The sequence below is a fragment of the Flavobacterium seoulense genome (genome assembly GCF_000695795.1).
Classification (GTDB): Bacteria; Bacteroidota; Bacteroidia; order Flavobacteriales; family Flavobacteriaceae; genus Flavobacterium; species Flavobacterium seoulense.
Map to the genome: position 1 here is coordinate 13,612 of NZ_JNCA01000013.1, position 20,912 is coordinate 34,523.

A 20,912-nucleotide genomic window follows, 5' to 3' on the forward strand; every position below is an offset into this window, starting at 1 on the left:
TTTTTCAAAAGTAACTTAAACCTTAATTTTGGAATTATCATATATTGCCAAAGCTTATCAAAACAAGACAGTGTAAAAAACATACTTATAATCAATATTTTAGACCCTAAATTTTGATTCAAAATAGGATTATTTTTTATTTCTCTCCTATTTCAATAAAGAAGCCAAAGGCAATTTTTCAAAGATCCATTAACAGCTATTAACTTCATCTTACACTATCCTGAAAATAATTTAATTGTTTTGAATCATATACCTAATCCCCATTTCAAGACCAGCCAATTCAGCCAACCCTTTTAATCTTCCAATCAATGGGTAACCCGGATTTCCTTCTCTGTTAAAATCGTCCAGCATTTTATGACCATGATCCGGTCGGATTGGGATATTATAATCGGTTCTTCCTGAATTCTTTCTTCTAATTTGTTCTTCTACAATGGCTCTCATCACTCCGCTCAAATCAACAGTTGGATCCAAATGTTCGGTTTCGTAAAAATCGCCGTTGTCTAAGATTTTTGTACTTCTTAGATGAAGGAAATGTACACGATCCGCATATTGTTTGAAAATTTCAGCCAGCTTATTGTCTTTTCTTGCTCCTAAAGATCCTGTACAAAAAGTGATTCCGTTATGCAATGACGGACAAGCCTGAGTCAGCCATTCAAAATCTTCACTACTACTTACAATTCGAGGCAAACCTAATAATGGAAATGGCGGATCATCAGGATGTACTGCTAATTTCACCCCAGATTCTTCTGCCACAGGAATGACTTCATTTAAGAAATAGGCAAAATTTTCTCTAAGTTTATTTTTGTCAATACCCTCATATTCTGCTAATAATTTCAGAAAAATAGCCACCGGTTCTTTTTCATCAGCTCCCACGGCACCGTCAATAAAGGACTGCGTTTTTACAATAATATTATATGCCAGCTTTCTGGTATCCTCCTGAGTTAGGGTTGCAAATAGATCCTCGGCTTTTTTTAGCTGTTCCTGAGTATAATCATTCGAAGCGTTAGGACGTTTTAAAATAAACAAATCAAAGGCTGCAAATAAATCTGCTTCAAAATACATGGCTTCGGTTCCATTCTCTAGAGTATAATGCAAATTAGTTCGTGCCCAGTCCAATACCGGCATGAAATTATAACAGATTGTGGTAACTCCGCATTTACCTAAATTCTTAACGCTTTCTTTATAGTTGGCAATTATTCGTTCACGGCTGAGTTTCCCTTTTTTAATATCTTCATGCACCGGCAAACTTTCAACTACATCCCAGGTCATTCTGTGGGCTTCTATGTTATTTTTGGTTTTCATGATTTCCTCAACCGACCAGATTTCGCCGTTAGGAATATGATGCAGAGCAGTAACAATTCCAGTTGCTCCTGTTTGTCTGATTTGTTCCAGACTGATTGGATCTTTAGCACCAAACCATCTTAATGTTTTCTTTAATTCCATTATCTTAAATTATTTAAACCCCACTAAAAGAACTAAAACCTCCGTCAACCGGGATAATAGTTCCTGTAATAAAACTGGCTGCATCAGAACATAAAAACTGAACAATACCATTCAATTCATTAATATCGCCAAAACGTTTCATAGGCGTTCTTGCCAATACTTTTTTACTTCTTTCAGTATAAGAACCGTCTTCGTTTATAAGCACTTTTCTGTTTTGGTCACCAACAAAAAATCCCGGAGAAATGGCATTCACTCTTACTTTTTCGCCAAACTTAGTTCCTAATTCCATAGCCAGCCATTTTGTAAAGATATCAATTCCGCTCTTAGCTACCGAATAACCCGGAACTCTTGTTATAGACGATAAGGTTGCCATTGAAGAAACGTTAATAATACTTCCCTCCCCCTGATTAGCCATCACCTCGCCAAAAACGATACAAGGATAAACACTTCCGTTTAGATTTAAATCAGTTACTTTTTCAAAATCAGGAATTTTCATATCAAAGATAGTTTGTTCCTCGGTCAATGTTGCACCAGGCATATTTCCTCCTGCCGCATTAATCAAGATATCAATTGTTCCCCAGGCATCAACAATTTTTTTTCGTGTTTCTTTCATTTCTTCTACATCCAAAACATTAGAAACAAAACCTATCGCTTCACCTCCCATTTGTTTTAATTCTTCTACACGGTTGTTTACATTTTCCGCTCTGATATCCAGGACCACTACTTTACAACCTGCACTAATTAAATGTTTTGCAATACTTCCACCCAATACTCCACCTCCTCCGGTCACAATGGCTACTTTTCCCTCAATACTAAACACTTCGTTCATTTTTTATTTACTTTTTTAAAATTAGCAAATCCAAATTTAAGAAGTAAAAGAGCTAATTATATTTCCTAAATTTGCATACAATAAGTCTATTTTTGCAAATTAAAAATTGGTATATGAAAACCATTATGAACGAACGACTTCCTATTTCGAAGTCTTCTCCTCTGAAAGCACGATTTTTCGACTATGACCATTTTAGCTATCCTTTGCATTTTCATTCGGAATATGAGATTATTTACATTAAGGAAGGAACAGGCACAAGATTCATTGGGAACAATGTTGCCAAATACAAGGCAGGAGACATCCTGCTCATTGGTTCTAATTTACCTCATTTTCTGAAAAGTGATGACGCTTATCATTTAGGAAATCCCGAATTAAGAGTAAAAGGAACCATCATTCAGTTTGAAAATGAATTCATGTATTATGCTATTAATCATTATCCACATTTCATCAAAATTAAAAAATTACTGCATGATTCTTTAAGAGGAATTTATTTTAGTTCAGCCAGTTATCCCAATTTGGAAAAATTAATCACAAAACTACCTTTAGAAAACGGTTTGAACCAAATGATGCTTTTTTTGGAAATTCTCAAAGAAATGTCGGAAACTGAAAACAGACAGCTTATTTCCACAACAGACTATGTTGATGAAACTATGTACAATACAGCAAGGATAGACAAAATAATTTCCTTTTTAAATAAAAACTATACGCGTGCTGTCAGCCTTGAAGAAATTGCTTCTTTTGCTGCTATGAATACTGCTGCTTTTTGTCGTTATTTTAAAAGCAAAACAGGTAAGTCTTTTAAAAACTACATTCTGGATATGCGAATTGGCTATGCCTGCAAATTATTACTGATGGAAGACATGAGCATATCCCAGATAAGCAGTCAATGTGGTTTTGATACCATGTCCCATTTTAATAAGACTTTCAAAAAAAACATGAACTATGTTCCGTCTGAATACCGGAAAGTAATGATTAGTAATTCATAAAAAAAGCCTGTCTATGTTTATCACATCGACAGGCAAAATTTCGTTCACTAAAACCACTGTTTTAATTAGCTTAGCACTACAAAATACTTTTTTTTATCAAGATATTAATTCCCATCCGGTTTTACAATTTCAATGGAAGCACTAGCGGGAACTGTCCAATCTTGAGGTTGAGAAGGTTTTTTAGGGTCATAATTTGGCACTGATGATTTGATGTTTTTAGCAATATCCAACTTTAAATCTTTGATTCCCTGCACCACACATTTAGCAATTTCATTAGCTCCAAAACTATTAAAATGGGTATTGTCTGCTAAAGCTTTCTCCTGTCCCGGGAAAGTATTAGCCGGATAATGTACAAAGGCTTTTTTAGAAAGTTCGTCGCCCCAGCTTTCATACATTGCTGTAGTCATATTGGTAACATCAATTAAAGGAACTTTTAATTCAGTAGCTACTTTACGCATTGCATCCGGGAATTCCCCATGAGTTGGAATCAGCTTGCCATCATCGCCAAAATGACGTCTTTGCGTAGGTGTAATTAATACCGGAATTCCTCCTTTTTCTCTTGTTCTGGTTACATATTCTTTTAACAAGCTTGTGTATTGTCCCCAGGCGCCTTTGCCTTCTCCTTTGGCTTTTTCGTCATTATGACCAAACTCAATAAAAAGATAATCTCCTTTTTGCATCAGGTGCAAAATTTTATCTAATCGCCTTTGTGATTTGAAAGAACTCAATGCCAAACCGGAACAAGCATAATTAGCTACCGCTACATCATTGGTCAAATAACCCGGAAAATATTGTCCCCAGGAACCCCAAGGTTCTGAACCCTGATCGGTAACAGTAGAATCTCCGGCTATATAAAGGGTTTTAATTTTTGAAATAGGTGTAATTTTAATACTCTGAATATTTGGGTTTCCTAAAAACTCCAAAGTCAGTTTGTCATCCCAGTTCAGACCGCTGATTTCAGTAGGTTTCAGCCCAATTTTTTTATCTCCGTCAAAATTTGCGGTTTTAATATTGACTATAAAACGTTCGGTTTTGGATTCCCCTTTGTTAGTCTTTAGTTCACGCAACATCAAACGTCTTGACTCAGCATTTACAGTAGTGACAGCATTTTCTTCACCTCCTAAAACAACCTCAACACTATAACTTCCTTCAGGCAATTTCACTGAAAAATAAAACGGACTTTTAGACGAAATTGATTTTGCATCAAAATTGACATTGGCTACTGTTTGAAATTCAAATCCATATCCGGTCTTATCATCGTAATCCACTGCTTTATTGATAGATACCCCACTAGCCGATTTGGCTTTTGTTCCAAAGTTAAAAGCTATTGTTTTTTCTTTTTCTTGGGCGTTTGTATTAAAAAAGAAACTGATACTCAAAAAAGATAAAAAAGTGGTTTTTAATTTTTTCATAAATTATATAGTTGATTATTTAATTCTATTTTTTTGCTCGAAAAGGCAAAGCAGGCAAACCTTCGTTATTAAACAAATTAGGCATTGCGGCTTCATTCCATGCAAATCGAACATTTGCAGGTTTGCTAATTTTATCACTGCTCACAATAACTTTATTGCCGTCAATCACAGCTTTGGCATCCTGAAAAGAACCATCTTCTCCGCTAATTTGAAACCAATTCAAAGAGCCGTCTGAACTTGTGGTTTTCAATCCTGAACCTATTGAATCAAACTCTAAAATAGCTTTATCTCCTTTAATCGTCATTTTTTTAAAAACAGGTCCACTACTTACTAACTCTTTTTTACCATATTGCTTTGCTAATGCTAATTTAGCCAAACGCTCTCCAACAATCCATTTATAAGAAGGATGGATATCTGAAATATTATCGACCAAATCAGTCGTTACTACCATAGCAGTATTTGGTACACGTTTCATTATTTCGGTTTGGGCTTCCCAGAATTCAGGCAATGCCTCAGTAGTATGAGAAACACGATCCTTACTTCGGTTTGAATAATTATGTGGTGCGATTTGTACGTAATAAAACGGTAATTTTTTATCATTCCAGGCAGCTCTCCAGCTATCTGTTAAGGCTTTTTGTTTATCAATATAAATTGTACTGTCACCATTTATAAGATTCGTTTCTCCCTGATACCATAAAAAACCACCTAATGTGTAAGGAGCCATAGGACTTATCATGGCTTCAAAACGCATTCCTACTTGTTGTTTATCCAGATAACCGTCTTTTACTTTATCAGCAAATAAAGGATTAGAAGTATAGGCCTGCATAGGAGTCCAGTTTTCAATAGGAGTTCCTCCCCATGCCGATGTAATAATCCCCACAGGAACATTGAGTTCTTTAATTAATTTTTGAGCAAAAAAGTAAGCTGCCGCCGATGTAGGAGCGAGATTTGTAGTATCAGGCATATGCCAGCCATCCGAAGGCAAATCTTTTGACTTTAAATTTTTGCTCACATACATCACTCTCAAACGAGGATCCTGTTTGGCATTAAAAGCCTTAGACAAATAATCCGGATCTCCTTTTTTAGGTTTAGCATACTTAGGATGTTTATTCATCGAATATTCCATATTAGACTGACCTGAAGCCAGCCAAACCTCACCTACCAATATATTTTTAAGTGTTATTTTTTCTTGCTCTCCGTTAATTTCCATTATATCAGGAACAGCCGATGCCTTAAGAGGAGCTAATGAAAGCTGCCATTTGCCTTCAGCATCTGCTTTTGTCTTTTTAATTTGCTTTTTAAATACTACAGTAATATTTTCATTAGGATTTGCCTTTCCCCAAATATTTACTGGCTTATTTCTCTGTAAAACCATATTATCACTAATTACTTTAGGCAATTCAATGGCATGTACATTAAAAAAACTTCCTAACAGGAATAAACTAAAAATAATTTTGAATCTTGTTTTCATGTCAATTATTAATTATTATCATCTCTTTAAATTGCTCAAATATAATTTTAAAGATTAGCTTCAGTATCATGCTCTATCCTGAGAAATATTTAATTTTTTAATTGTAAAAACTACAATTACGACACATTAAAAAGCCTACCGAATATTTACCAAAATTCGATAGGCAATTAAAAAAACTGACTAAACCATTTATAACAAATTATAAATTTCTCTTAAATTCGATTTAAAAACAATAAATTAATAAATACTCTCGTAAAACTCCAATCTTACGATATGTATTTATTCTGTTATAAGTAGTTACAAATGTAGATTCTTAAATATTTTTTCGTTTATCAATAATTGCCATTACTAATCATAACTTGACATTTTAACGAAAATGAAGGCGAAATAGCTAAGCATTAAGAAAAATGACAAAAAAATAAGCCCGATGGGTATCGGGCTTATCATAATTTGAGAATCACTTTTAATGATCGAATTTCTTTTTAGGACGCTCTGCTGAATTTGTTTGTTTCCCTGTAAACTGAGTACTGTTGTATTGTTCAACATTTCCAGAATATTCCATAGAAAAATCAACATTTTCCTGAGTAGATGTTAGCTTTCCATTCAAATAATTACTGGCAGTTCCTTTGCCAGAAAAACTCACTTTGTAGGTTTTGCCATTTTCGGTTACTTTAAAAATTCCTTCTAATGGTTTAATGCTAATACCAGTGGCAACCATCAAACCTTTATCGGTCGAGGTAATGTTTAATCCTAATATAGATTGTCCCCAATGCGTAAATGTATTAGCCGTAGCTGATGAATAATCACCTAGAACATAATCCCCTTTGGCTATGCTTTTTTCTTCAGAGGAGAACAATTCGAAATAAACCGCTGCGGCATCTACATGATTTCCCGAAAGTGTTTCGGAACGGGCAGCAAAATCGATATTATATGAATTTCCTTTTTTTCCATAATTTTCTAAATAAGCCTGCGATAAAGCAACTGTTTTATCTCCTATTTTAAGAAAACCCTGGTTGTTTGCGTTTTGATTATCACTATCATCACTTGAACAAGCAAGAAATAATGTAATGAAAACCAGCGAAAATAATTTGATTATAGTATTCATAATTATTAGGTTTTTAATAATGATTATTTAAAAACAACAGGAGGCAAATTCTATGAGTTTTACCTCCTGATTTTTAAAACTTACTTGACAATAATTTTAGTAGTTAATCCTGATTTTTCACTTTGGATTAAATAATAGCCCATAGGTAAATCACTAACCGGAATTTCAGTTTCAAGATTAGTCGTTTTAACTTGTTTAAGAACAGTTCCTGTAACTGAAACAATATTTACCGTATCATTTTCAATAGATGATTTTAAGGTTACACTATGTTTGGCAACCGATGGGTAAGCATAAAACTCATTCAGTTTTTTCCAACGTGCATAAACTGTAGTATTTTGAGATTGCGTAGCACTAAATCCGATGATTTCATCTGAATACGCTGCATCCGAAAACCAACCCATAAATCGATAACCTCTACATTGCGGTTCTAATAATTGATACCCTTTACCAATTTCTACTGTTTTTGCATTTGGATTAATAACCAGCTTAGGCAAGTTTAAATACGAAATCGTATAGTTTGTTGGTCCTGAATTAATAGGTCTATTATTACCTCCTTCACCCCAAAAAGCATAGAATACCTGATTTCCTTTGGCTGTAGCCGAAATCGATTTAATTACATTTGGTACGGTTTCAGAATTTGACCAGCCAAAGAACACATAACCATCTAACACCGGAGTTGGCAAGACCTGAATGTTTCCTTCTCTATATTCTAATGGAGAAAGCGTTGTCATGGTTTGACCATCAATAGCATTGATATAAGTAACTGACGAAAAAGTAGCTGTTGTTTTTAACCATCTTGGATCTCCAAGAGCAACTCCTCCAATTCCTGCCGTAGCCAAAGCAGCATTTTTAGAAAAACTAAAATCACCAGCTGATGGATTTGGAAACACAAGCATTGTCATGCCTAATCCACTTAATGTTTTAATATTCGTTTCGGCAACTGTAACTGTTCCTTTTACCGATTGTGATGTTACTCCTACCATAAGATTATTATCTAAAATAGCAGTTCCTGCACCGGCAACGTTCGTAGAGCGGAACATAAAAATAGCTTTTGGATTCTCGCTACTTTGCTGAACAATATTATTTTTAAAAGTGTAAGCCGAAGCATTGCTGTAATGACCATCAATAGACACCAAAGCATTATTATCCTGACTGCCTACATTGTAAATGGTATTATTTTCGACAGCAATAGTTACAGCCTGATTAACGGCATCTTTCTTTTGAAGCAATAGAAAATTATTCGCTTTTTCGAAATTATAAATTGTCGAATTTTTAATCGAAATCGAATTAACAATATGTGAATCTGGCTGAATGAAATTAGCTCCGTTTGTAGCTGTTCCGTCAATGATACAATTATCGATAGTGATTGCTGCAATTGCACTTTCACTATTTCCTTCAGTTACTAATAAACTTTGTTTAATTCCTTTGATAGTTGCATTTTTTATCTCTAAACCAGAAATACTGGCACCATTTTTTAATTGTATCAAGTTAGCACTTCCGTTAGTCATATCAATCGCTACTCCATCAAAACTGAAACTTCCAGTAATGATTTCTGGTTTTTCAGAATAAAAATTCCCAGACAAAACAGGTTTAGCATTTTCATCAGGAACAAATCGATACTTATGATTTTTTACCTCAAGATTAGTTGCATTATAGGTTCCCGTTGCCATAATAAATTTGGTACCATCTTCGGCTTTATTGTATTTTTCGATAAAATCTTCAGGAGTTACATGTACATCTAAACTTCCATTTTGATTATCAGTAATGTTTTTTACAATACCATTAATGTAAACCTCAACGTTAGTGTAGCCTGAGTCAAGAGTTTTTAAATTTCCGTCAATTGAACTATTCGGATTCAAACCATGAGAAGTTTCCCATGCATCCGGCATACCATCACCATCTGTATCCACAGGGGCTTCAGCTGTAGGCAAAACCGGCCATCCACCAGTTGCCGATTGTGTATCGATATAACCATTAGTACTACCATTGCCTCCGTTCATGATTGTAGCATTACCAGCACGGGTATCGTTTACAGCTCTTAAATCGACAGCATCTCTAAATAAGTTAGCTCCAGCGTGTTCTAAAACCAGTTCATAAGCTTTAGTTGCGCTATGTGTAGTAATTTCTCCCGGATTATGTGGAGTATTAATTTTAAGTGTAGCTTTTTGATCATCGCTTACAGGTAACTGACTACCATGAAATTGATTGTAAACACCATAAGTCCAGTTATCCTGTGTGGCTCTGGTCGATCCTACAACATGGTTTCCGTCTACAAAATATTTTCCAAAAATTCCATATAATGGCGATGTTGTATCAAGGCTTCTACCTGTGGATAGAATACGCTCTTTAGTAGAATTAGAAGTTCCCGGACCTGGTTTCCAATAATTGTTAACCAAATTCACATTCATTGCATCCCCACCATAACAACTGTTTCCTCCCCAATTGTAAATAACATTGTTACGAATATCGACCAAATCAGTTAAAGCAAAAGGATCATTGGCATATTCGCCTAACCTAGGATTACGGCTGTCATGATGCGCTAACAAATTATGATGGAATGAAGCATTTTTTCCGCCCCAAACTCCTCCATATCCGTGAGCTCCTTTACCGTGAACTGAATTTCTAAGACTCTCTGAAATGATACACCATTGTAATGTAAAATTTTCATTTTGATAAAAAGAAACACATTCATCAGTTGACCAGCTCATCGAACAATGATCTACTATTATATTCTTTTGGAAGCGTCCTCCCAAAGCATCATTTTCCACATTCTTGGCATCTCCCATTCTAAAACGCAGATAACGAAGAATTACATTATTTCCTCTTACCTTAACATTATAATCCTTTAAAGTAATACCTCCTCCAGGTGCTGTTTGTCCTGCAATAGTAATATTATCAGTAATATTTAATTCACTTTGCAAACTAATTGTACCTGAAACTTTAAACAATACAATACGCGGACCAGATTGATTAATAGCATCACGTAGTGAACCTGCTCCAGAATCATTAAGATTAGTTACATAAATAACCTTACCGCCACGACCTCCTGTAACATACTTTCCGTGACCTTCGGCACCTGGAAAAGCAGCTGTTTGCTCTGTATTTCCTCCACCGCTACTATTTTTATTTACCACAATACTTCCTTCTCCTGTAAAAAATGTAGAATGAGTGTTTTTACTATAAGTCCCTTCGGCTAATTCTGTTCCGTTCAACACAAACTTTTTCACTTTCAAAACCGTATTTAAAACCGCAGTAGCTGTTCCTGAAAGATTTAAAATTAAGTTGTCGCCAGCAGCATTTTCGTGGCTGAATATTACAAAATTGTCTTTATCAACATTGATTGTTCCTGAACCAAAAGCATTTGCAGAAGCTCCTTCAATAGCTGTTACATAATTAAGTTCTGGAAATTTGGTGCTTTTTTGGGTTAAATCCCAAATTCCTGCAAACTCACTATTATCTCCTTTCAATAATACAGTTCCTGTATTTAAATTAGTTCCTTGTCCGATATTAAGCGGAATAATAGTTCCACTACCTGAAATTGCTCCAGTTAAAGTCATAGTAGTTTGATTAGCAATGCCGGATAACATTTCGCATTTTACATTAGCTTTAACTATTATTGGCGCCTCCAAAGACATCCCTGCACCACTAGTATTATAATAAATTCTGGAATTCTCTTTAAAAATTAAACTTCCGGTAGCTTTATGAGCCCCTCTTAAACGAAGTGCTCCCTCTCCTGAAAAAGTAAGATCTGCTGGAAAAACAGTGGCTGTTGTTTCAATTTCTTTAATTACTGAAACCTGTTTACCTGCTTCTGGCATTGTTGCCGGAGTAAAATTCCCTGCATTATCCCAACTCTTATTTACTGCTGCTGTAAATACATAATCAAAGTTCGCTGGTGGAATAACAGTATCTGCCTGATTATTACCATTTACTCCCCAAAACGCATAAAAAGTCTGATTTCCTGTAACTGTACTTGCAACTTCTTTAATAGTATTAGGCACTGTAGCTGAATTTGACCAACCGTAAAAATTATAACCTTGCATTGTTGGAGTTGGCAATGTTACAGCTGTTCCTTGCGTATATTCTGTTGGAGTTAAATTAGTTAATCCAACATTTCCAATGGAGTTAATATAAGAAATTGTAGGTTTAGCAGTTCCTCCATTGATAGTCATATTAATACTGCTCAACGTACTTAAACCTCCGTATTCATTAGCTGCCTGAACTGTGTACGCATGACTGCCCGGAGTAGTATCACTATCAACATAAGTAGCATCAGTTGTAATGGCTACTACTTTACTGTCTTTAGTCACAACATAACAAATAGCATATTGATTTGTATCCCATTTTAAAGTATTGTTACCACTAACTAAAAGATTTGACGGCGCTCCTAACTGCTCCACTATTAAACGTGGATTCCATTTATCTGTTCCGCTTAAAACATTTTCTATTGTATATTCTGCTGCTTGTTCCTTTGTTAAAACCGGATTATAATTTCCTGTTTGAGGAACATTATTAACATTAAACACATTGGTTCTGTTAGCTGTATTAACCGCAATTCCATTGGCATTTACACTATTATATTCAGCAAAAATTGCCGGTACAGTTCCCATACTTGCCCATCCAAGTGTATTAGGCTCATTCACCATTGTTGTATTTAAATAAACTGCTCTTGGTGCATTTTGCCAAGGTCGTCCTAAATAATAACTTGTAGTAGCCGTGATAGTATTGTTATTAAATATATAGCCATATTTTGTATTCACATCATGATTTGGAGCCACAATATAACCAGCTGCTACTGATACCAATTTACATTCTTCAAACCAATGTGTTCCGCCTCCGCAAATAAAATCGACATCACCTTCAATTGTTGATTTATAATAAAAACTTCTGTTTCCGCCTGTAACCTGAGTATCTTGTTTACTTCTTAATCGTACTCCGTTATAGACATTACGGTCTCCAGCCGGATTTAGAGCAGGTTTCTGACCAGAATTAATCACTCCGTCTTTATGCTCGATAGTTATATTTTCCATATACAAATCATTGGCTTCAATAGAAAGAACCGGGTTTTTAATTCCCTGCCCTGGATTTCCCTGAAGAATGACTTTATCTTTTGATTGTGCAATTAATGAAACATTATTCTTTCCTGACGGAAGCTGAAGTAAAATTCCTTGCGGATTTGTTCCATCGCCACCCAAATTATAAGTTCCATTAGTAATCAATACTAAAAATTTAGCTGATGAATTAGAAGGTGCTTTAGTAAAAGCTTCTGCAATAGTTTTCACATATTTTCCTGAAGCTATTTGATCTGCTGTGGCATTAGCATCAACAATTAAATCAAAATTACGCTTAACAGGAATTGGCTTGACCATTGTTTTAAAAGACAAATTGACTGCTGCTGCATTATTACCCGAAATATCTTTAATAAAACCTGCTGGTAAACTAAAAGTATATTGTTTATCGTATTCTAGTCCAAAATAACTGAATTTAACCGTTTTGTTTACAAATTCGGCATTCAGATTTTTACCATTCAATGTTGCCTGCCCAGTTCCTAACTGCACTTTTTCGTCATAATTTAATATAACTGTACCGCTGGCACCGGCAGTAACTGAAGCATTTTCAGGAAGACTTGATAAAAGTACCGGAGCTACATTGTCTAAAACCGCTATTTCATCTGCTTTGATCATAACATTAGATAGTACAGTTGCTGTTACATCAGTAGCACTTCCGTGTTTTGTACCATTTACATTAGGAAACCATCTAATGTATATTTTTTCTTTTCCTTCAGCCTCAACGGGTAATGTTCCTCCAATAGAAGTTATTGAATTGGTATTAATAGTAGTTAAAGCAGAAACATTCTGAAAGTTTACACCATCTAGAGAATATTGAAAAGTCCATTCGTCACAACCATAATAATAACCAATCAATCCTGATGCAATATTTATATTTTTATAACCAATTGTTGATAATGTAGTCATGAAATAAAAGAACTGTCCTCTGTCAGTATTCCATACACAAAAACCATTTTTTCCACCTCTGTTTTGAAGTCTAACATTTGCAGCAAGAACATTATCCTGCGTATTGTAAGCAAACAACTGAGGTCTGTTTTCTATTTTCGAATATAACTCAGCTACTCTGGGATGCGCATATTGATCAGTTTTAAATGTCCATCCCGAAATGAATGTCTGGTTATCAAATGTTGCTGTAAGGCTTACATTTTCATTCATTACTACTGAATTACTCAATGATGTAGAACCATTTGACCAATTGCTGAATTTGATAATATCGTTTTCAACGGCAGTAATTGTAACAGTAGTACCTTTTTCATAAACCGAAAACCCGCCATCTTTACCAGCTGGTGAAACCGTATAATCGCCTAATCCAAATGCACCGGCAAGATTTACATTCAGCGTATAAGTACTCAGTGCTTCATACTCTGCAACTAAAGTAGTATTAGCATTAATAGTAAATATATAAGGGTTTGCTGTTGATACTGCTGCCCCATTTCCATCTACCCATCGGGTAAATTTATAGCCAAAATTTTTATTGGCAGTTAATGTTATTTCTGTTCCCTGATTGAACTGTGTTCCCGCCGGATTTAAAGTAACTGTTCCTGATGAAGCAGGGCTTACATTAGTCGTTAAGGTGTAAGTAACCGCATTAGGATTATTGGTTACTTTTTCTAAATAATCTAAATTAAATAAATATCCTGTATTGGTGGGATGTTTAAATATAAGATATAAATCATGCACTCCAGTAGTGGGAGTAATTGCTGCTGAAAACTTTTTGTAATCAGTCCATCCCGTACTTCCTGATACAGTTGCTGTACCTACTAAAGTACCATCGGCAGCATCTAAACGAAATTCAATCGTTCCTCCTATTGTCCCTGAAGCTGCCACATCAAAACGAGTGACAAATTCAGTAAACGGAATAGCATTAAATTTAATCCAGGTATTATTTTTAATGTAACCCACATTTCCTGTACCCGAAAGACTGGCATTCGTTTCTGCTCGTGCTCCCGAAGCACCATTAAAAGTTTCACCTTCAATTCGCTGAATGGTTTGCGAAAATCCCATTGCTGAAAAGAGTATCAGCAACAAGAACATAAAGTATTGTTTTTTCATTTTTTTGGTTGGTTTTAGTTAATAGTCTGTTTTAACTTCCTTAGTAAAATTTGAAAGATTCATTACCAGAAGTTTATTTGATTTAATATTCTTTTTGCTTCATATATTTATTAGGTTTAAGTGTTAGATTTTTTTGATTTACAGAACCAATAATTTTGTTTTTACTCCATTATTTTTACTTGATTTTTAACGGATTCCGGTAGTTTTACCACATCAAAAGTCATTTTTTCTCCATTGGTTTTTACTGAAATAGCTTTAGTCGCTAAACCTCCAGCCCAAAACAATTGATTTTCTCCTGTAGCTTTAAAACTTTCGATATTTACATTTTGACTATTCGAAATACTTGCCGCTATGCCAGGTTTGTCTAATCGTAAATCGATATTTTGAAAGTCAATGTTTTTAGCATAATTCATTTGGATACCAACATCTGATCGAATGATCATATTTTTGAATTGTAAATTTTGCACCGGCATTTCTGGAATTCCCATGATTTTTAAAGCTTGTTTTGCTCCGTTTACATAAATATTCTTGAAATACATATTTTTAAATGCCGGAGTTTCTTCCGAAACTGGAATTTTTTCAACAGTTACTTCACCTGTTTGCGGATCTTCTTTAATGGCTTTTTCAAAATAGTACAGGTTAAAATTAATAGCATCGGTAGGGATATTATTCATCCTGATATCTTCCATCCAAATATTCTCAACCACACCACCTCGGCCTCTTACTGATTTAAAACGAAGCCCACAATCGGTACCATTAAAAGTTAGGTTTTTAGCAAATATATTTTTAACACCGCCCGACATTTCACTACCAATAGTAAAACCACCATGAGCATGATAGACTACACAATCAGTGATTACAAAAAATTCAGTTGGTTTTCCTCGCTCCCTGCCTTCTTTATCTTTCCCTGATTTGATACAAATGGCATCATCACCCACATCAAAACGACAATTAGTAACCGTGCCTATTCTACAAGATTCTAAATCTAAGCCATCACCATTTTGAGAATACCAGGGATTTCGAATAGTCAAATTGCTCAATGTAACATGTTCACACAATAACGGATTGACATTCCATGCAGGAGAATTTTGGAAAGTAACCCCGTCTAATAACAGCTTTTTACAATTCACCAAACTTACCATTACAGGTCGTAATGCCTGTTTGTAAGGTTTCATATTCTCAGCTGTAGGCGTTTTAGGCAATTTGCTTTTTTCTTCGTTACCAATAAAAGCTCCCTCTGATGGATACCAAATTTTACCGTCTTTAGATAAAACACCGCCGGATTGAATTAATTCCTGCCATTGTCCTGCTGTCATTTTTCCAATTTTAACCGGACGCCAGGCAGCACCATTTCCGTCAAAAATTCCTTCACCTGTAATGGCAATGTTTTCTAAATCAACTCCCATAATAGGAGATTCACAACGAAGTACCTTATTTCCCTCAAAATAAGATTCAATCAGTTGGTATTGATTTAAATCGGCAGTAAACGAAATGAAAGCACCATTTTTAGTATGCAAATTCACGTTGCTTTTCATTTTGATAGGTCCCGTAGTCCATAATCCCGCAGGAATTACAACCACGCCTCCACCAGATTGCGAAGCTTTAGTAATGGCATTATTTATTGCTGTTGTACAAAGTTCTTCCGTATTAGGAATCGCTCCAAAATCAGTAATACTTAAAGTATCTGCTTTAAATTTCGGAATTTGTACTTCCGGCATTGTAAAAGGAAGATTAGTTTTTACAGCAGTTTTATTTTGAGCAAAAATGGTATTACTACAAGAAATAACAGCCAATAGTACCGTACCAATAAGGAAACTTGTTTTAAATTTTATCATCTATTTAATTCTTTATTTTTTATCTGAAATTTTCTGCAATTCAATCCCTGCCATAATAAATGGACCAACCGCTTTAGCATCATTGTCGCCAATAGGTTCTGAAATATAATAGTCAAATGAACCATCGCGATCCTGAGGATTTTTGCCTCCTAGTCCTGCCACAGAACAGCACTTTGTAATAGTAATAGTTCCGTCCTGATTCTCTTTGACAAATTGTTTCAGGATTCCGTTGAAACCTTTTGTAGCTGATTTTAAGTAGCTTTTATCGACATAACCATTGCGATACGCTTTCGCAAAAGAGTACACAAACATTGTAGAACAGGTCGATTCGAGATAATTTCCTTTTCGTCCTGGCTGATCCATTACCTGCCACCAAACACCTGAATCTTTTTCCTGCGCTTTGAGAACTGCTGCAAATACTTTTTGAAGAATTTGTATCAATTCTTTACGCTTTGGATGTTCTTTTGGAACAAAGTCTAAAATATCAACCAAAGCCATACAATACCAGCCTTGAGCCCTACTCCAAATATGAGAGGAAAGTCCGGTTTGTTTATTGGCCCAAAACTGAGCCCGTTTTTCATCATAACCATGAAAATTCAATCCTGTTTTAGGATCAAAAGTGTGCTTTTGAATCAATTCTACCTGCAAAATAGCATCATCAATCGACTTTGGAACATTGAAAACAACGCCGTATTCTGCCGAAAACGGATCGGCCATATACACTCCGTCAAGCCACATTTGCCAAGGATAATTTTTCTTATGCCAATATCCTCCATCGGAATTTCGTGGATGTGATTCCAACTGTTTGTACAAAGTATCCATCGCTTTTTTATAGCGCTCTTCACCTGTTTTATTATAAATTTCGAAAAGTATTTTACCGGAATTTATCAAGTCAAGACTGTATCTATCCAATGCATAACCGCCTAGTATTTTTCCGTTTTTATCAATCAGCTGATCGGCATATAAAATTCCGTAATCCCAATATTTTTGCTCTTTGGTATAATTGTATAATTTTTGGCTGGCTAATGTTACCAAACCATTGGTATAATTCCATTTTGGATTTTTTGCTCCATCCAGAAACACCGGATTTGGAATACGCTTTTGATCGGAATCAGCCATTTTTTTAGCCCATTCGATTGGTGCAATTCCTTCGAAATCATTCTTGGATTTAGATTGTCCGAATACAATTGTAGTATTTACAAGCAAAACAAAAAAACTATGTTTAATTCTGTTTTTCATAAGCGCTATTTATTATCATCGTTTATTCTGAACCAATCATAATCAGCATAACTGCTATCGCTAATGCTTTTAGTTCCTGTTGCAAAAAGTCCGATTTTTGCTCCTACCCATCGCCCTGCACGAGGCGTAAAAGCTTTACCAAATGCCTTGAAATTATTTCCGTCAGTGCTGTAATAAAAAGTAACACTCGCATCAAAAGGTTCTTTTTTAGTTATCATTTCGACTTTAGAACGGAAATAGATTGTTTTTTTATCAATAGGTATTGATACAATTTCGGTTTCAGCTTCTTTAGAGGTACGGGCATTTTTCATACTGCGTTGTACTAACTTTAATTTCCCTAAATTATCCTGCTCGATAGCGATATAAGAGTAATCTTCGCCAAAAACAATCAGACCGGTATTCGATTCGCCAGCATCAGGATTATTTTCGAAAGTGAGTTTAGTAGTTGCTGTAAAATTATCTCCGGGAAATTTTTGTAATAAAAGATTTGGTACCATCCACATTGTTTTCATATCCTTTTGACGCGGAATACAATTAAGGCGCATATAGCCTAAATTAGCCGATGACCATCCCCAGTGTTCCGCCGGATTTTGATTGGCCTGCCATTGCCATTGCAATCCCAATTGATGACTATTAAATTCATCTGAAGAAACAAGAGGAGTCGCAGGATAATTTTGACCAACATTAGGTTTTGTCCATTCCATTACCGGCTCTCCAATACCATCCTTGTTTGTATCAACTCCTATAATTGGCCAGGCATTTTTCCATACCACAGGTTGCATATGAACAATTCGTCCATAAGCCCAACGATCCTGAAAATGTAAGAACCATCCCTCGCCGTTTGGTGTTTCTACATAAGCTCCCTGATGCGGTCCATTGACTGGAGAATTCCCTTGATTTAATACAATTTTAGACTCATACGGTCCCCAAACATTTTTAGAACGCATTGCGAGTTGCCATCCTGGTTTTACTCCGCCTGCAGGTGACCAAATCCAATAATATCCTTCCTTTTTATAAATTTTAGTCCCTTCGGCAGTAGTATGTCCTTTATGACCGTCAAAAACCATAGCCGGATTGCCTATTAATTTGGTACCATCTGGAGTTAATTCAGATAACATTAAAACAGTTTTTACATTGGCACGACTACCCGCAAAAGCATACGATAAATAAGCTCTTCCATCTTCGTCCCAAAACGGACAGGTATCAATAATTCCTTTGGCTTCTTTTACTAAAACCGGTTCTTCCCAAGTGCCAGCAGGGTTTTTAGTTTTTACCATGTAAATCCCAAAGTCAGGATCACCCCAATAGATATAATATTCGCCTTTGTGATAACGAATAGCTGGAGCCCAGACACCATCGCCATGACGTACACTTTGATAATGTGCTATAGGAAACTGATTTTGTAATGCGTACCCAATTAACTGCCAGTTAACCAAATCTTTTGAATGAAGAATGGGCAATCCAGGAGAGCTATTAAAACTGGAAGCAGTCATATAATAGCCATCCTCGCCTGCGCATACATCCGGATCTGAATAATCGACATGTAGAATAGGATTTTTGTATTTTCCATTTCCTAAATCGGCATTCCAGCCTTGGGCATTTGCTCCTAACACAGCAACTGTCAAACTCATAGACAGTAGTAATTGTTTTAATTTCATTTTCAATGTTTATTTAATGTAATTCGCTTATAATAGCACTAACCCGAAAGTCAGTCTATAGTACCCAAAAACTATTTTTATCAAATAGGATTAAAGAAGTATCCATTACGGATACTTCTTTTCAGCCTATTCTATTTAGAAATTGTTAATAGTTTATTTTTATGGAAGCCATCTGGTGTCTCCTACTCTGTTGGTAACAATTGGAGAATTGGAATTCTTGATCATTAAATTCCCTGCAGCCGGATTTACAAATAAATCCTGAGCACTAATTCCTAATTCAGTTCCCTGAATGCTGGCAGCACCAAGTAAATAATCGGTAGTTGTATAGTTATTTTCGTAGATTGTAGTCGAATTAGCTCCAATAGCCTGAATTACTTTTCCACAAGCCGAAGCCAGCAATACATTTTTGAAAATCAAAGTAGAACCTACAGCTTCCGGAATATTAATTAATGATCTGTTATAAGCATAATCATAAATAGTAATATTTTGATAGGTTAAATGAATTGGATACTTCGAAGTGCCATAATCAAATAAGTTTTTGAAATTTCGATTTTTATCAGTCGTTTGATAATAATCTCTCATAAAAGTACAGTTAGAGAAAATCGCTTTTTTAACATTGTCAGCTCCGGCTGAACCGAAAACAAATGTTCCATAAGGTCCTGTATGTCCTCCTACTTCATCAAAAGTACAATAGCTCATATCAAAATTTCCTATCTCCTTATATTTTCCACCGCCCTGATGCCTCCAAAAACCTCTTTTAAAATGATTGAATACACAGTTGTAAAATGAAATTTCTCCCACAGTCCAGGCAGTACCACTATTAAAAAAGTAACTGGCATCAATGGTTTGATAGAAACGGATGTTTTCAAATGCTAAAGAACTTAAAAATGATCCTTCGGTAATATTCCAGTTTCCGTTCATTTCAATTTGAGGACGTTCTCCCTGTGTACCACCTGTAAGTTTAAAACCTTTTGAAATGGTAAATGGTGTAATCTTAAACAGCGAACCTGCTTCCAGAAAATATACTGTTCCTTCCGGAATAGCCGGATCAGTATTATTCGCTCTTAACAGAGCATCTAAATCATCCCCTTTCATAACCAAAATTTGTCCTGGTGATGGTCCTGCCGAGCGGAAATTTTCCTGATTGTATGGTTTGTCATAAACACGCGGCTTCTTAGTATCATAAACATTTACATTGTAGGCTGTACTTTTTTCCAGACCTTCAATTTTGGCTTGCCCACTGCTTATTTCTGCTGCAGTCAATTTACGACCTATAGCAGGAATTTCCTTAGACTGCGCCGGCACAACAGAAATACTATCAACAGGATTTGACGAATCGACTGTCCAGTTTACGGTTACTTCTGTTTCAGTAATATCTACCTTCTCTACAGGTTTCAATATATGGGCATACACAGGACGTTCTTCTGTTAAAGCACTAGTATAAGCCCATTGCGAATTATGCCCCGGATCCCTATGATTAGCACGTAATCGAATGTAAAACTGCGTTTTATACGGAATATCATCCATGAAAACCTGGGTTTCAGTAACCGTATATTCTTTGTATAAACTTTTATAATAGTTATCAGTATGTAATTCTACAGTATAAGTATCTGCATCGTTTACTTTGTACCATACTAAAGCAATAGAATTACTTTTAACTAAAGGAGCTGCAAGTACAAATTTAGGCTGAAATAAATCCTCAGACTTATTGTAAAGAAAATTGTCAGCCTGACAGGATTTTAGCATTCCACCCAGCACAATCATGCTGATTAATGATAAAATAGAAGTTATTCTTTTTAAATTTTTCATACTC

Annotated in this window: 11 protein-coding genes; 1 reads left to right on the forward strand and 10 read right to left on the reverse strand. The window is 35.4% G+C overall.

Annotation, left to right across the window (positions count from 1 at the left end; all coding sequences use genetic code 11):
- Window positions 1–231: 231 nt before the first annotated feature.
- The gene (gene uxuA / locus FEM21_RS06560; protein ID WP_035659027.1) at window positions 232–1,443 is read right to left on the reverse strand and encodes a mannonate dehydratase; all 1,212 of its coding nucleotides are present in this window, start codon (window positions 1,441–1,443) and stop codon (window positions 232–234) included.
- 13 nt (window positions 1,444–1,456) lie between these two features.
- The gene (locus FEM21_RS06565; protein WP_035659028.1) at window positions 1,457–2,272 is read right to left on the reverse strand and encodes an SDR family oxidoreductase; all 816 of its coding nucleotides are present in this window, start codon (window positions 2,270–2,272) and stop codon (window positions 1,457–1,459) included.
- 113 nt (window positions 2,273–2,385) lie between these two features.
- Between FEM21_RS06565 and FEM21_RS06570 the strand changes: the two genes are divergently transcribed.
- Window positions 2,386–3,258, forward strand: a complete 873-nt coding sequence (locus FEM21_RS06570) for an AraC family transcriptional regulator (protein WP_035659030.1) — start codon at window positions 2,386–2,388, stop codon at window positions 3,256–3,258.
- A gap of 104 nt (window positions 3,259–3,362) precedes the next feature.
- Here FEM21_RS06570 and FEM21_RS06575 read toward each other — a convergent pair whose 3' ends face one another.
- The 8 genes from FEM21_RS06575 to FEM21_RS06610 form a co-directional block, all read right to left on the reverse strand.
- Window positions 3,363–4,670, reverse strand: a complete 1,308-nt coding sequence (locus FEM21_RS06575) for a rhamnogalacturonan acetylesterase (RefSeq protein WP_035659032.1) — start codon at window positions 4,668–4,670, stop codon at window positions 3,363–3,365.
- Between the two features lie 25 nt (window positions 4,671–4,695).
- Window positions 4,696–6,141: a sialate O-acetylesterase gene (locus FEM21_RS06580; protein ID WP_035659033.1), complete on the reverse strand. Its 1,446-nt coding sequence runs from the start codon at window positions 6,139–6,141 to the stop codon at window positions 4,696–4,698.
- Window positions 6,142–6,604: 463 nt separating this feature from the next.
- The gene (locus FEM21_RS06585; protein WP_035659034.1) at window positions 6,605–7,246 is read right to left on the reverse strand and encodes a hypothetical protein; all 642 of its coding nucleotides are present in this window, start codon (window positions 7,244–7,246) and stop codon (window positions 6,605–6,607) included.
- Window positions 7,247–7,326: 80 nt separating this feature from the next.
- Complete coding sequence (locus tag FEM21_RS16185) at window positions 7,327–14,367, reverse strand: pectinesterase family protein (RefSeq protein ID WP_081824658.1); 7,041 nt, start codon at window positions 14,365–14,367, stop codon at window positions 7,327–7,329.
- Window positions 14,368–14,528: 161 nt separating this feature from the next.
- Complete coding sequence (locus tag FEM21_RS06595; protein ID WP_035659035.1) at window positions 14,529–16,202, reverse strand: glycoside hydrolase family 28 protein; 1,674 nt, start codon at window positions 16,200–16,202, stop codon at window positions 14,529–14,531.
- A gap of 12 nt (window positions 16,203–16,214) precedes the next feature.
- Complete coding sequence (locus tag FEM21_RS06600) at window positions 16,215–17,441, reverse strand: glycoside hydrolase family 88/105 protein (RefSeq protein ID WP_035659037.1); 1,227 nt, start codon at window positions 17,439–17,441, stop codon at window positions 16,215–16,217.
- Between the two features lie 5 nt (window positions 17,442–17,446).
- Window positions 17,447–19,099, reverse strand: a complete 1,653-nt coding sequence (locus tag FEM21_RS06605; protein WP_035659038.1) for a glycoside hydrolase family 43 protein — start codon at window positions 19,097–19,099, stop codon at window positions 17,447–17,449.
- A 159-nt stretch (window positions 19,100–19,258) separates the two neighbouring features.
- A complete protein-coding gene (locus FEM21_RS06610) occupies window positions 19,259–20,908 on the reverse strand; it encodes a DUF5123 domain-containing protein (protein ID WP_035659040.1) in 1,650 nt (549 codons plus the stop codon).
- Window positions 20,909–20,912: the final 4 nt, after the last annotated feature.